Consider the following 12871-nt stretch of genomic DNA (forward strand, 5'->3'; position numbering starts at 1 on the left):
GGAGGCCGCCGGCCCCGATGGCGGCACGCCGCTGCTGGCCGCGCTGCGCGCCTCGCTGTCGGGCGAGGCGCTGCTCGATGAGGTCGTGATGTTCCTCCTCGCCGGCAGCGAGGGCGCGGCCATCACGCTGACCTGGACCGCCATGCTGGCCGCGCTGCACCCGGCCACGGCCGACCGCATGGCGGACGAACTGCCTGCCGCCCCGCCCGCCTACGCCGACCTGCCGGGCTTCGCCTTCACCCGCGCGGTCATCCAGGAATCCATGCGGCTCTATCCGCCCGTCGCGGTCTTCGCGCGCCAGGCGCTGAAGCCCGACCGCATCCGCCGCTGGGACGTGCGGGAAGGGGACATCGTGCTGGCCGTGCCATGGCTGCTGCACCGGCACGAGCAATTGTGGGAGGCGCCGCATGCCTTCCGCCCCGAGCGCTTCCTGGGCGATGCGCCGCGAAGCCGCCCGCGCTTCGCCTACCTGCCCTTCGGGATCGGCCCGCGCATCTGCGCCGGTGCGGCCTTCGGCATGGCGGAGGTCAGCGTCTTCGCCGCCATCCTGTTCCGCCGCTTCCGTTTCGCGCTGGCGCCTGGCTTCACCCCGCGGCCGAATTGCCGCCTGGCGCTGCGCCCGAAGGGCGGGATGCGCTTGCTGATCACGCCGCGCTGAGGCTGGACGCCCCCGCCGCGCCGCCGCAATGTTCGCAGCGCAGCATGGGAGAGCGATGATGGCAGACTACGACCTCGCGGTGCGCGGCGGCCAGGTGGCGACCGGCTTCGGCACCACGCGCTGCGACATCGGCGTGAAGGACGGCCGTATCGTCGCCATCGCCGAACGCATCACCGACGCCGCGTGCACCATCGAAGCCGACGGCCTGCTGGTCCTGCCCGGCGGCGTGGACAGCCATTGCCATATCGAGGAACCCTCGCGCGGCGGCTATGCGAGCACGGGCGCCGCCGAGCCGCCCGTCACGGTGAACGAGGAATCCTTCGCCACCGCCTCCGCCTCCGCCTTCGCCGGCGGGACCACCTCCGTCGTCTGCTTCATCCCGCAATGGAAGGGCTTCGGCGTCTGGGACCGCTACGTCGACTACCGCGCGCGCGCGGCGCGCGGGATGCTCGACCATTCCTTCCACCAGATCATCTCCGACCCGACCGACGCGGTGATGGACGACGAGGTGCCGCGCGTGGTGGCGGAGGGCGTGCGCAGCCTCAAGGTCTTCCTGACCTACGAGCCGCTGCACCTGAACGACGCGCAGTATCTCCGCGTGCTGACCAAGGCGCGCGAGCTCGGCTGCCTGGTCACCGTGCATTGCGAGAACTACGAGGCGATCAACTGGCGCACCGCCGAACTGCTCAAGCACGGCATGACCGCGCCGAAATACCACGCCTGGGCGCGCCCGCCCGTGGTCGAGCGCGAGGCCACGCACCGCGCCATCGCGCTCGCCGAACTCGTGGACCAGCCCATCCAGGTCTTCCATGTGAGCTGCGCCGAGGCCGCCGAGGAGATCGCCCGCGCCCAGGCCCGCGGCGTGAAGGTCTGGGGCGAGACCTGCCCGCAATACGTGGCGCTGACCGCCGCCGACATGGACCGCCCAGGCTTCGAGGGGGCGAAGTTCATGTGCAGCCCCGCCCCCCGCACGCGGGAAGAACATGCCCGCGTGTGGGAGATGATCCGCCGCGGCACGCTCGACGTCATCTCCTCCGACCATTGCGCCTTCTCCTTTCAAGGCGACCGCGGCAAGCGCCAGAACGGCGCCGACGCCGTGTTCCGCGATATCCCCAACGGCATCCCGGGCTTCGCCGCGCGCCTGCCCATCATCTTCAGCGAAGGCGTCAGCAAGGGGCGCATCACGCTCGACGATTTCGTGCGCCTGACCAGCACGAACCCGGCGCGGCTCATGGGCCTCGCGCCACGCAAGGGCATGATCGCGGTGGGGGCCGATGCCGACCTCGCGCTGTGGGACCCGACGAAGAAGGTGCGGCTCACCAACGCGCTGATGCAGCACGCCATCGACTACACGCCCTATGAAGGGATGGAGGTGACGGGCTGGCCGGTCGCGACCATCCGCCGCGGCGATGTCGTGATGCGCGATGGCAAGGTGCAGGCCGAACCCGGCACCGGCCGCTTCCTGCCGCGCGGCCCCTACGACATGATCCGCCCGCGCGGCATCACGCCGGACGGCTTCGACCCCGCGCCCTCGCGCGCCTTCATCTGAGCGCCTCGGCGTAGCCCACCGCCCAGAGGCCTGTCTCGTCGTGGTCGATCGCGGTCGCGTCGGTCACCGGCGCGGCCGACAGGATCGCGGCGATCTTCCCCCGCGCCGCATCGACGCGCCGGCGCACCTCGCCCGCGCGCGGCGGCGTGGGCGGCGCGGTCAGGATGCCGTTGCCGTTCCAGGCCAGCCGCGTGGTCCAGCCTTCGCGCGTCTCGCCGCGGCCGCGGATGCGCGCTGTCGTGGACTGGCGCAGCAGCAGCGCGTCGCGCGCCTGCACGGCGTCAAGGCTGCCCTCCATGCGCCGCGACGCCGTGCTCACCTGCGCATCGCGGAAGGACAGCGTCTCGATGCCGAGGATGCGCAAGCGCCCGGCATCGTCGCAGCCGATCACCGCGACCAGCGTCTGCGCGACGCCGGTGCCGCGATTGCCCTGGAAGCGCGCGAGCAGCACCTCGCGCCCCGCGATCGGCAGGGCGCGCAGGATGCGCCCATCGCCGTACCAGGTGGGCAGGCGGATCTCGCCGGACGGCGCGCCGGGGCCGCCGAAGGCGATGGAGAAGACGAAGCCGCGCTCGGCCTGTGCATTGCGCACCCCGACCGTCGCGCGCGGCTGGCCCGGGCGCAGCGCGACGGTGGTGGTGGCGGCTTGCGCGCCGGGCGCGACGACCAGCCCCGCGGCGCCCAGCAGGATCGTACGGCGACTGGTCATGGCATTCCCCAGCGCTGCGGTGCTCGGGCGCATGCAGCACCGCCGCGCCCTGGCCACAAGGAAGCGTTTCAGCCCCGCGCCGCGCAGGCCTCCGCGCCTCACGCCACGAGACGCGCCGGCACCTGCGCGATCACGCTCTCCTCGGCATTGGCGAAGGCGAGGCGCAGATGCCGTTCCTGCCCCGGCCCGAAGAAGGGTCCCGGCAAGCCGAGCAGCCCGTGCTCGACGGCGAGGCGCTCGGCCATCGCCACCGCCTCCGGCGCATCCCCGGGCAGGCGCAGATAGGCGAAATAGGCGCCGAGGCTGTCGAGCCGCCAGCCCGGCAGCTGCGTGGCGGCGCGGCGGAACGCCTCGGCCCGCCCCGCCATCAGGTCGCGGTTGCCGGCACGCCAGTCGCGCAGCGCCTCCACCCCCCAGGCGAGCGCGACCTGCGCCGCCTTCGGCGCGTTGATCTGCATGGTGTCGAGCGCCTTCATCACCTCGGCCCGGAAGCCCGCCCCGGCGGCGATGGCGCCGACGCGGTGCCCCGGGACGCAATACGCCTTGGAGAAGGAATACAGGTGCACGAAGCCCTCCCGCCACGCCGGGTCGGCGAACAGCCCATGCGGCGGCGACTGCGCGGGGGAGAGGAAGTCGCGATAGGTCTCGTCCAGCACCAGCCAGGCCCCGTGCGCGCGCGCGAGTTCCGCGAAGCGCGCGATCACCTCCGCCGGATAGACTGCCCCCGTCGGGTTGTTCGGCGTGACCAGCACGATGGCGCGCACGCCCCGCATCAGCGCGGCGGCGCGCCCGGGGTCGGGGATGAAGCCGTCCTCCGCGCGGCATTCGAGCGGCACGCAAGGGATGCCGAGCGCGCTCAGCGCCATGCGGTGGTTGAAGTACCAGGGGGTGGGCAGCATCACCGCCTCGCCCTGGCCGGCCAGCACGCTCATGGCCATGGTGAAGGCGAGGTTGCCGCCGGAGGTGATCGCCACATCCGCCGCCTCGATCCCTGCGCCGTAGAAGCGCGCCATGTCGGCGGCCAGCGCCTGGCGCAAGGCCGGGTCGCCATCGATGGGCCCGTAGCCGGCCGCGGCCCGGCCGCCGGCGGCCTCGGCCAGCTTCGCCAGCAGGTCGGGATGCGGCGGGTAGCCCGGCACCGCCTGCGTGAGGTCCAGCACCGGACCCGCGCGCCCGTCGTAGCGCGCCGCCCAGCCGCGCACGGCGGGGATCGGCGGTGTCTGGGTGTCGCGGATGCGGGGCGAGAGCGGCAGGGTCATGGCGAGCGAAGGAACCATCCGCGCGCGGCCGCGTCTATGCCGCTTCGCCGGCCCGCCAGCGCTACGGTGCCTCGCCCGCCGGGCGTCCGGTCGCGTGGCGCCAATGGTGCCACAGCAGCCGCGCCGCGAGCGACCGGTGGGGCGACCAGGCCAGCGCGATTTCGGCCAGCGCGCGCGGCTTCGGCCGGTCTGGCAGGAATTTCAGGTGGGCGACCCCGGCCGCCAGCGCGATATCGCCGGCGGGAAAGACGTCCGGCCGCTCGAAGCCGAAGACCAGGTGCACCTGCGCGGTCCAGGGGCCGAGGCCGGGAATCGCCGAGATCGCCGCGACCGCCGCGTCGTCCGGCGCATCGCGCAGCGCAGCGAAATCGAGCCGCCCGTCCAGCACCGCGCCCGCCAGCGCGCGCACATGCGAAACCTTCGGCCGCGACAGCCCGGCGCCGCGCAGGGCGGCATCGTCCAGCGCGAGCAGCCCGGCGGGGTCGAGCGCGCCCGGCAGCGCCGACAGCCGCCCCCAGATCGCCGCCGCCGCCTGGTTGCTGATCATCTGCCCGCAGATGGTGCGCAGCAGCCCGGCGAAGCCCGGATCGCGCCGGCGCCAGGGAAGGGGGCCGGCGCGGTCCTCGATGCCGGCGAAGTCGGGGTCGAGCCGGCCCAGCGCCAGGATGGCTTCGCGCGCCCAGTCAGGAACGGGAGGGGAGGCGGCGGGGGCGGGGGATGGGGGAGTGACCCCCGCCGCCTCGGGGGAGGACCGCCCGCGGGGGATGCGGCGGGCCGGGCTCCGTGATGCTGAAGGTGGTGCGGCCATGGTCCCGAACGAAGCCCCGGCGGGGCCGCGATTGCAACGCCCCGCAACCGACGCGCGCGCTGCAACAAGACGATACACGGCACGTCGCTGTAACGGCGCCCGGACGCCCTATTGTAACAGCCATGGACTCCGCACCTCATATCCTCGTGGTCGATGACGACCGCGAGATCCGGGACCTGCTCTCCCGCTTCCTGGAGAAGCAGGGCATGCGCGTCACCGCCGCACGCGACGCGCGCGAGGCGCGCAAGGTCTGGCCATTGGGGCGCTACCACCTGGTCGTGCTGGACCTGATGATGCCCGGCGAACCGGGGCTCGACTTCGCGCGCTGGCTGCGCACCCAGTCCGATGTCCCGATCGTGATCCTGACCGCCATGGGGGAGGAGACGGACCGCATCGTCGGCCTCGAGCTCGGTGCCGATGATTATGTGGCCAAGCCCTTCAACCCGCGCGAATTGCTGGCGCGCATCCGCGCCGTGCTGCGGCGCGCGAACGGCGAAGGCCCCGCCAAGGAACCGCCGGCCAAGACCATCCGCTTCGCCGGCTGGACGCTCGAGCCCGTGCTGCGCCGCCTGCTGAACCCGGAAGGCGCGGAGGTGCCGCTGACCGGGGGCGAGTACGAATTGCTGCTGGTGCTGGTGGAACGCCCCAACCGGGTCCTGACCCGCGACATGCTGATGGACCTGCTGCGGGGCCGCCAGGCCGGGCCCTTCGACCGCGCGATCGATGTCGCGGTGTCGCGGCTGCGGCGCAAGCTGGAAGACGACGGGCGCAACCCGACCCTGATCAAGACCGTGCGCGGCGGAGGCTACGTCCTGGCGGCGACGGTCGAGCGTGGCTGAAGCGCTGAGCCGCTTCCGCCTGCCCGCGAGCCTGGGCGGGCGGACCGCCTTCTGGCTGATCCTGGCGCTCATGCTGGTGCAGGCGGCGGGGTTGACCATCCACGCGCTGGACCGGGTGGACCTCCAGCGCTTCATCCATGCGCGGGAGATCGCCGGGCGCGCCTTCGGCGCCTGGCGAACGGCGATCCTGGCGCCGGCCGACCGGCGCGAACAGATGCTGGCCGATCTCGACCTGCCGGACGGGCTGAGCGTCGAACTCGACAGGCAGCCCGCGGTGCGCGTGGGCGCGCAGCCGCCGCCGGCCGATGTCATGCGCCTGTTCCGGCTGGACCTGGTGAATTCGGGCCCGCCGCGGCTGCGTCCGCGCGAGGTGCGCCTGGGCGCCCATGCGCCAGGCGGCTTCCTGGCCTCGCTTCGGCTGCCGGACGGAGACTGGCTCAACATACGGGTCGAGATGCCGCCGCCGCGGCCCTGGCATTCGGCGACCTTCCTCGTTGCCTTCGTGGTGATGACGGTGGCCGCCGTGCTGCTGATCCTGTGGGCGGTGGCGCGGCTGATGCGCCCGGTGCGGCTGCTGGCCGAGGCCGCGGACCGGCTCGGGCGCGATGTGAACGCGCCGCCCCTGCCCGAGGGCGGGCCCTCCGAGGTTGCGACCGCCGCGCGCGCCTTCAACGTGATGGCCGGGCGCATCCGCCGCTTCGTCGCCGACCGCACGCAGATGCTGGCGGCGATCGGGCACGACCTGCGCACGCCCATCACGCGGCTGCGGCTGCGCGCCGAGTTCATGGACGATGACGAGCAGCGGCGGAAGATGCTGTCGGACCTCGACGAGATGGAGCAGATGATCGCCGCCACGCTGGCCTTCGCGCGCGACGACGCCGCGGCCGAGCCCGCCACGCCGGTCGACCTCGCGGCGCTGTGCCGCACGGTGGCCGACGAGGCCGCCGATGCCCGCCCCGAGCTGGCCGAGGCCATCGCCTTCGAGGGGCCGGAGCGCCTGACCATCCGCGCGCGGCCGATCGCGCTGAAGCGGGCCATCGCGAACCTGGTCAGCAATGCGCTGGCCTATGGCGGGGCTGCGCGGCTGCGGCTTGTCCCGCCCGAGGGCGGGGTGGTGCGCCTCGCGGTCGAGGATGACGGGCCGGGCATTCCCGAGGCGGAGCTCGAGGCGGTGTTCACGCCCTTCCGGCGCCTGGAGGCGAGCCGCAACCGCGAGACGGGCGGCACCGGTCTTGGCCTGACCATCGCACGCAACATCCTGCGCGCGCATGGCGGTGACGTGGTGCTGACGAACCGGCCCCAAGGCGGGTTGCGCGCGGTGGCGAGCCTGCCGGCCTGAGGGGGCGGCGGGCCATTCGACCATGCACGGGCTGGCGAGCGCCTTCGCCACGGTCCCGAAGGCGCCCTGCACGCCGATGTCGCGAAGTGCGGGGTCTGCGCAGGGCGATCGCGGCCAAGGCTGTCGCAAAAACCGCACAGAGACCAGAAATCCTCCTTTAAGCCGCGCGACTCCGGCAGCTGGCTGATGCTCGCCATGGAGAACTGCGTCACCGTCGCGTGAGCGCGGTGTGACTTCCGGGGCTGGCGCGGCCCGGATCCGCCGCTAGTCTCGACCCACTGGGGCAACGAAAGGGCTGCTTGCCATGGAATGGGTTCTGCTCGGCATCGTCGTGGTGCTGATCGTGTGGCTGGTGGTGATCTACAATCGCCTGGTCGCGCTTCGCCAGGTCACCGGCCAGTCCTGGTCGGACGTGGACGTGCAGCTCAAGCAGCGCCACGACCTCATCCCCAACCTAGTCGAGACGGTGAAGGGCTATGCGGCGCACGAGAAGACCACCCTCGATGCCGTGATCCAGGCGCGCAACGCCGCGGTCACCGCCCAGGCGCAGGGCCCCGCCGCCGCCGGGCCGGCCGAGGGCCAGCTCGGTGCCGCGCTCGGCCGCCTCTTTGCCCTGTCGGAAGCCTATCCGGACCTCAAGGCCAACCAGAACTTCATGGCGCTGCAGGGCGAATTGTCCGACATCGAGAACAAGATCGCCGCGGCCCGGCGCTTCTACAATTCCGCCGTCTCCGAATACAACGCCATGACGGAAAGCGTGCCGGCGGTGTTCTTCGCGAAGTCGATGGGCTTCCAGCAGCGCGGCTTCTTCGAACTGCCCGAGGCCGAGCGCGCCGCGGTGCAGTCCACACCCCAGGTGAAGTTCTAGGCGCCGCGCCATGCAGGCGACGGGCCTGCGCACCCATGCGTGGAATACCGCCTGGCGGTCGATGCTGCTGCTGGCGGGCTTCCCGCTTCTGCTGGCGCTGATGGCCTTCGGCGTGGGGCTGATCTTCGCCGCCGAGCAGCACAGCCTCGACCGCGCCTTCCGCGACACGCTGCGCAACCTGCCCTGGCTCTATGTCATGGCCTGCGGGGCCGCGGCCATCTGGTTCGCCATCGCCTGGGTCGCGCACAACAGGATCCTCGACTGGGCGACCGGCGCGCATCCGGTCACCCGCGCCGAGGAACCGCGGCTGTGGAACCTGCTCGAGAACCTGTGCATCTCGCGCGGGATGCGCATGCCGCGCCTCGCGGTGATCGAGACGCCGGCGATGAACGCCTATGCCGCCGGCCTCACGCGCGACAAGGGCGCGGTCACGGTCACGCGCGGGCTGATGAATGCGCTCGATGACCGCGAACTGGCGGCGGTGCTGGCGCATGAGCTCGCGCATATCCGCAACGGCGATGCGCGGCTCGGGCTGATCGCGGCGGTCTTCGTGGGCGTGATCTCGCTCGGCTTCGACACCATGACGCGCACGCGCCGCGTGGCACGTGCGGGGCAGCGGCGCGACGACGGGGACAGCGGCTGGCGCGTGAATTCCAATTCACGCAATGGCGGCTGGGCGGCGCTGGTGGGCGTGCTGATGATCGCCCTCGCCTGGCTGCTGGCGACCGCGCTGCGCATGGCGCTCTCGCGTAACCGGGAGTTCCTTGCCGATGCAGGTGCCGTGGAACTGACCTCCGACCCCGACGCCATGATCTCGGCGCTGCGCAAGGTCGAGGGCAATGCCGAGATGCCCGAGGTCTCGCCCCAGGTCCGCGCCCTGTTCCTCGAGGATGCGTCGGACAGCGCGCTGTCCTCGCTGATGGCGACGCACCCGCCGATCGGCAAGCGGGTCGAGACGCTGGTGAGGATGGCCGGCGGGCGCGACCCGGGGCCGATCGCGCGCCCGGTGGTCGAGGACACGCCGGCCTGGGCGCAGCAGGAGGCCTCCGACGCCACGGTGCAGATCGCCCCCGGCGCGGCCGCTGCGCCCGCCCCCTGGTGGCAGGGGCCGGCGCAGGGCGGCGGGCCGGCGGGCTCGCCCTGGGGCAAGCGGTAGAGCAGATCCCGATCAGGTGGACTCACCTGATCGGGTGAAGATGCTCGCCGCAAGAACAGGCCGGAATCGTTGCAGCGAGCCAGGGCGAGCGGCAACGGCTCCGGCGCCGCCGCGGGTCAGCCGCCGAGCAGGCGTTTCAGCTTCAGCACCGCGCTGTCGGGCGTGGTCAGCACCGGTTTGCCGGTGGCGCGCTCGACATGCTGCTTCGCCCGCGCCAGCGAGAACTGCCCGAGCGCGATGGCGTCGCAATCCGCGAGGTCGCGCGCCGCTTCCTCAGCCAGGCGGTCATGCGTGACCAGGTCCCCGGCATCGAGCGCGGCGAGCCCGCCCTCGGCCACCTTCGGCACCACGGTGATGCCGGGCGGGAATTCGGGCGTCATCGACGGGATGGTGCCCTGGAAGGTCACCAGCAGCCCGATGCGCTTCCCCTTGGTCACCGCCTCCTCGATCATCGCCTCGTTGGGCTTGAGCACGGGCATCGGCGCGAGGTCGCGCGCGCAGGCCTCGATGCAGGGGCCGAACGCCGAGCAGGTGAACAGGATGGCATCCGCCCCCGTGCCCGCGGCGTAGCGCGCGAGCGTCAGGAAGCGATCGGTCATGCGTGGCGTGAGCGACCCTTCCCGCGCGAGGTCGGCCGAGAGGCTGTCATCCATCAGGTTCATCAGCACCTGGCCGGGCCACAGCCGCGCGAAGGCGGCCTCGATCGGCGGGGGCGAATGGCGCAGCGCGTGGATCAGCGCGATGCGGTGCGGGCGCGTCGCGCTCATCGCTCGGGGCTGCCGCAGCGGCGCAGCGGGGAGGGCATGTCGCGGCAATCGGGAAAGACGATCTCGTCGGGCCCGATGCGCCGCACTTCCAGCACGTCCGGCCCGCCGGGGCAGCCGAAGGCGATGTCGGGCGGCAGGCGCACCGCGCCGCCGCCCGGCGGAACGACAGGGCTGAAGCGGAAGGTCGCGCCGTCGGCGCGCGTGATCACCGTCTCGATGATCCGCTGGCGATAGGCGGGGTCGAGCAGGCCCGATCGCAGCACAACGTCGCGGGTGAAGATCACCGTGGGCTGCGCCGTGCAGCGCGGGCCGATCGTGTCGGCGGCGGGGAACATGCCGCCGGTCCACGAGCCGAACAGCCATTCATGGGGCGCGACCGGCCCCTGCGCGATGGCGGGCGCTGCCAGCAGCGGCGCGGCGAGGATGAGGCTGCAGGCAAGTCGGCGCTTCATGTGTCGCTCTCCGGGACGCGGGGGCGCCCGGTATGGCCCCACATGGGGTGCGCGGGCAAGCCGTCGGTCAGGCCGGGGCGGGCACCGCGCGCGGCGCGCCGTCGCGCACCGGCATGTGGATCAGCGCGGCGAAGACGGCGGCGAGGATGCCCAGCGTCCACATCAGGTCGTAGCTTCCGGTGCGGTCGAACACCACGCCGCCCAGGAAGGCGCCGGTGAAGCCGCCGATCTGGTGACCGAGGAACACCAGGCCGAAGATGGTGGCGAGCCAGCGCGTGCCCCAGTTGCGCGCGCAGAGCGCGACGGTGGGCGGCACGGTGGACAGCCACAGCACGCCCATCAGGGCCGAGAACACCATGACCGAAGCGGTGGTCTTCTCCGCCAGCAGGAAGCCGGTCATCACCACCGCCCGCGCGCCGTAGATGCAGACCAGCAATTCGCGCCGGCGCCAGCGCTGCGTGAGTTCGCCCGAGAGCAGCGACCCGCCGATGTTGAACAGCCCGATCAGCGAAATGGCCCCCGCGCCGACATAGAGCGGCAGGCCACAGGAATGCACGAAGCCCGGCAGGTGCACGGTCAGGAAGGACACGTGCAGGCCGCAGACGAAGAAGCCGAAGAACAGGCACCAGAAGGACCGGTCGCGCAGCGCGCGGGACAGCGCGGCGCGCGCCGTCTCGGTGTCAGCGGCCGGCGCGTTCGCCGCGACCGGCGCCGGCTTGTCCGACAGCGGCAGTGCCAGCGGGATCATCAGCAGCGCGGCCAGCGCCATGGCCAGCAGCGCCCATTGCCAGCCGAAGCCCGAGATGCCGAGCCCGGCCAGCGGCACCACCAGGAACTGCCCTGCGGACGACCCCGCGGTGCCGAGCCCCACGGCGCGCCCGCGCATCTCCTCGGGCAGCATGCGCGTGAGGGAGGCGATGATGGTCGGCATCCCCGCGGCCGAGACCGCCACACCCATCACCAGGCCCGCGAAGAAGGTGAAGACCGGCAGATGCGCCGAGAACGCCATGCCGAGGATGCCGGTCGCATAGAGCAGCGCGCCGCCGATGATCACATTGCGCCCTCCGAAGCGGTCCGCGAGCTGCCCGGTGATCGGCTGGCTCACCCCGTTCAGCAGCACCTGCAGCGCGATGGCGAATGCGAAGCCCGAGGCGGTCCAGGCATGCGCCTCCGTCATCGGCGCGAGGAACAGGCCGAAGGATTGCCGCAGCCCCATCGCCAGCATGGCGCCCATGACGGCGCAGGCGATGAGCACTCCGGCCGGCAGGGCGGCCCGTCTGGCGGTCGAGGAAAGGCTCATGGTTCGCTCCAGGTCGCCCGGAACATGTCATTCCGGCTGGCGCGAAAAACAGGGTCGCATGCGCGGGGCAGCCATGCATCCACGCGCGCGGTTGACGGGGCGGCCCCTGCGGCCCTATTCCCCGCCCCCTCGGTGGCGGCCATAGCTCAGTTGGTAGAGCGCCAGGTTGTGGTCTTGGATGTCACGGGTTCGAGTCCCGTTGGTCGCCCCACCCTTTCCCCCTCGCTTGCGCGCGCTGTCTTTCCCGGCAGGATGGCCTTCACATCCTCGGGGGAAGCATCCATGCACCTGTCACTGAACGGCCGAAGCGCGCTCATCACCGGCGGCTCGAAGGGCCTCGGCCTTGCCATGGCCAAGGCCTTCGCCCAGGCCGGCGGCAACGTGGCGCTGGTCGCCCGCGGCGCCGAGGCCCTGGCCCGCGGCGAAGCCGAGGTGCGCGAGGCCGCGCCCACCGCGAAAGTCGTCGCCATCGCCTGCGACATCCGTACCGTCGAGGGCTGCGAGCAGGCCTATAACGGCGCGGTGCGCGCGCTGGGCCAGGTGGACATCCTGGTGAACAATGCCGGCACCTCGCAGCGCGGCCCCTTCCTCGAGGTGAGCGACGCGCTCTGGCAGGACGACCTCGACCTCAAGCTGTTCGCTGCCATCCGGCTGTGCCGCCTGGTGCTGCCCGGCATGCGCGACCGCAAGTGGGGCCGCGTCATCAACGTGCTCAACATCGGTGCGAAGGCGCCCAAGGCGACCAGCACGCCGACCTCGGTCTCCCGTGCCGCCGGCATGGCGCTGACCAAGGCGCTGGCGAACGAATTCGCCCCGCACAACGTGCTGGTGAACGCCATGCTGGTCGGCATCATCGAGAGCGACCAGTGGGTCCGCCGCCACGCCGCCGAGAAGCGCAACATCACCTGGGAGGATTGGAAGGCCGAACAGGGCAAGCCGGTCCCGCTCGGGCGCATCGGCCGCGCGGAGGAATTCGCCGCGATGGCGCTGCTGCTCGCCTCCGACATGGGCGGCTACGTGACGGGCACGGCCATCAACGTGGATGGCGGGTCCTCGCCGGTGGTGTAGCGCGGTGCCGGGGCGCCAGGGCGGCTACGGCCGCCGCTTCCCCCGCGGGGGCATGCGCCCGGACGGGGTCGCCCCGCCGGGAGCCGCCCGCGCGGCCTC

At 72.4% G+C, this 12871-nt stretch carries 13 protein-coding genes and 1 tRNA gene; 8 read left to right on the forward strand and 6 right to left on the reverse strand.

What is annotated here, in order from left to right; genetic code table 11:
- Together HW578_RS14995 and hydA are read left to right on the forward strand one after the other, a co-directional pair.
- The coding region (locus HW578_RS14995; RefSeq protein WP_198371358.1) for a cytochrome P450 at nucleotides 1–658 on the forward strand (658 nt) is incomplete at its 5' end.
- 58 nt (nucleotides 659–716) lie between these two features.
- Nucleotides 717–2207 carry a dihydropyrimidinase gene (gene hydA / locus HW578_RS15000; RefSeq protein WP_198371359.1) on the forward strand — a complete coding sequence of 497 codons (1491 nt, stop codon included), beginning with the start codon at nucleotides 717–719 and terminating at the stop codon, nucleotides 2205–2207.
- Here the strand turns inward: hydA and HW578_RS15005 are convergent.
- The 3 genes from HW578_RS15005 to HW578_RS15015 form a co-directional block, all read right to left on the reverse strand.
- Nucleotides 2200–2916: a hypothetical protein gene (locus HW578_RS15005; protein WP_198371360.1), complete on the reverse strand. Its 717-nt coding sequence runs from the start codon at nucleotides 2914–2916 to the stop codon at nucleotides 2200–2202. The genes hydA and HW578_RS15005 overlap by 8 nt on opposite strands.
- A gap of 98 nt (nucleotides 2917–3014) precedes the next feature.
- A complete protein-coding gene (locus tag HW578_RS15010; RefSeq protein ID WP_232478986.1) occupies nucleotides 3015–4175 on the reverse strand; it encodes an aminotransferase in 1161 nt (386 codons plus the stop codon).
- Between the two features lie 61 nt (nucleotides 4176–4236).
- Nucleotides 4237–4983 (reverse strand): DNA-3-methyladenine glycosylase family protein, encoded by a 747-nt coding sequence (locus HW578_RS15015; RefSeq protein ID WP_198371362.1) that lies wholly within the window; start codon nucleotides 4981–4983, stop codon nucleotides 4237–4239.
- 122 nt (nucleotides 4984–5105) lie between these two features.
- Between HW578_RS15015 and HW578_RS15020 the strand changes: the two genes are divergently transcribed.
- The 4 genes from HW578_RS15020 (at nucleotide 5106) to HW578_RS15035 (ending at nucleotide 9185) form a co-directional block, all read left to right on the forward strand.
- Nucleotides 5106–5822: a response regulator gene (locus tag HW578_RS15020; RefSeq protein WP_198371363.1), complete on the forward strand. Its 717-nt coding sequence runs from the start codon at nucleotides 5106–5108 to the stop codon at nucleotides 5820–5822.
- A gap of 70 nt (nucleotides 5823–5892) precedes the next feature.
- A complete protein-coding gene (locus HW578_RS15025; protein WP_198371370.1) occupies nucleotides 5893–7161 on the forward strand; it encodes an ATP-binding protein in 1269 nt (422 codons plus the stop codon).
- A 304-nt stretch (nucleotides 7162–7465) separates the two neighbouring features.
- The gene (locus tag HW578_RS15030) at nucleotides 7466–8029 is read left to right on the forward strand and encodes a LemA family protein (protein ID WP_198371364.1); all 564 of its coding nucleotides are present in this window, start codon (nucleotides 7466–7468) and stop codon (nucleotides 8027–8029) included.
- A gap of 10 nt (nucleotides 8030–8039) precedes the next feature.
- Nucleotides 8040–9185 carry a M48 family metallopeptidase gene (locus HW578_RS15035; protein WP_198371365.1) on the forward strand — a complete coding sequence of 382 codons (1146 nt, stop codon included), beginning with the start codon at nucleotides 8040–8042 and terminating at the stop codon, nucleotides 9183–9185.
- A 116-nt stretch (nucleotides 9186–9301) separates the two neighbouring features.
- Here the strand turns inward: HW578_RS15035 and HW578_RS15040 are convergent, their stop codons facing one another.
- From HW578_RS15040 to HW578_RS15050, 3 genes are all read right to left on the reverse strand, one after another.
- Nucleotides 9302–9952 carry an aspartate/glutamate racemase family protein gene (locus tag HW578_RS15040; RefSeq protein ID WP_198371366.1) on the reverse strand — a complete coding sequence of 217 codons (651 nt, stop codon included), beginning with the start codon at nucleotides 9950–9952 and terminating at the stop codon, nucleotides 9302–9304.
- A complete protein-coding gene (locus HW578_RS15045) occupies nucleotides 9949–10404 on the reverse strand; it encodes a hypothetical protein (protein WP_198371367.1) in 456 nt (151 codons plus the stop codon). Before HW578_RS15045 ends, HW578_RS15040 begins: the two co-directional genes overlap by 4 nt.
- A 67-nt stretch (nucleotides 10405–10471) precedes the next feature.
- On the reverse strand, nucleotides 10472–11704 hold the full coding sequence (locus HW578_RS15050; RefSeq protein ID WP_198371368.1) for an MFS transporter: 1233 nt from the start codon (nucleotides 11702–11704) through the stop codon (nucleotides 10472–10474).
- A gap of 135 nt (nucleotides 11705–11839) precedes the next feature.
- Here HW578_RS15050 and HW578_RS15055 point away from each other — a divergent pair.
- Nucleotides 11840–11915 (forward strand) — tRNA-His (locus tag HW578_RS15055).
- A 71-nt stretch (nucleotides 11916–11986) separates the two neighbouring features.
- Nucleotides 11987–12772, forward strand: coding sequence for an SDR family NAD(P)-dependent oxidoreductase (locus HW578_RS15060; protein WP_198371369.1), 786 nt, complete (start codon nucleotides 11987–11989; stop codon nucleotides 12770–12772).
- The last annotated feature ends 99 nt before the right edge of the window (nucleotides 12773–12871 follow it).

Source organism: Roseomonas rosulenta, assembly GCF_016106005.1.
In the GTDB taxonomy this organism is placed as follows: domain Bacteria; phylum Pseudomonadota; class Alphaproteobacteria; order Acetobacterales; family Acetobacteraceae; genus Neoroseomonas; species Neoroseomonas rosulenta.

What these genes read in the sequence shown, in the direction of transcription:
- HW578_RS15040 (WP_198371366.1), bottom strand. Translation starts at nt 9,952, where the DNA reads ATGAGCGCGACGCGCCCGCACCGCATCGCGCTGATCCACGCGCTGCGC.
- HW578_RS15045 (WP_198371367.1), bottom strand. Translation starts at nt 10,404, where the DNA reads ATGAAGCGCCGACTTGCCTGCAGCCTCATCCTCGCCGCGCCGCTGCTG.
- HW578_RS15025 (WP_198371370.1), top strand. Translation starts at nt 5,893, where the DNA reads ATGCTGGTGCAGGCGGCGGGGTTGACCATCCACGCGCTGGACCGGGTG.
- HW578_RS15035 (WP_198371365.1), top strand. Translation starts at nt 8,040, where the DNA reads ATGCAGGCGACGGGCCTGCGCACCCATGCGTGGAATACCGCCTGGCGG.
- hydA (WP_198371359.1), top strand. Translation starts at nt 717, where the DNA reads ATGGCAGACTACGACCTCGCGGTGCGCGGCGGCCAGGTGGCGACCGGC.
- HW578_RS15005 (WP_198371360.1), bottom strand. Translation starts at nt 2,916, where the DNA reads ATGACCAGTCGCCGTACGATCCTGCTGGGCGCCGCGGGGCTGGTCGTC.
- HW578_RS15030 (WP_198371364.1), top strand. Translation starts at nt 7,466, where the DNA reads ATGGAATGGGTTCTGCTCGGCATCGTCGTGGTGCTGATCGTGTGGCTG.
- HW578_RS15015 (WP_198371362.1), bottom strand. Translation starts at nt 4,983, where the DNA reads ATGGCCGCACCACCTTCAGCATCACGGAGCCCGGCCCGCCGCATCCCC.
- HW578_RS15060 (WP_198371369.1), top strand. Translation starts at nt 11,987, where the DNA reads ATGCACCTGTCACTGAACGGCCGAAGCGCGCTCATCACCGGCGGCTCG.
- HW578_RS15020 (WP_198371363.1), top strand. Translation starts at nt 5,106, where the DNA reads ATGGACTCCGCACCTCATATCCTCGTGGTCGATGACGACCGCGAGATC.
- HW578_RS15050 (WP_198371368.1), bottom strand. Translation starts at nt 11,704, where the DNA reads ATGAGCCTTTCCTCGACCGCCAGACGGGCCGCCCTGCCGGCCGGAGTG.
- HW578_RS15010 (WP_232478986.1), bottom strand. Translation starts at nt 4,175, where the DNA reads ATGACCCTGCCGCTCTCGCCCCGCATCCGCGACACCCAGACACCGCCG.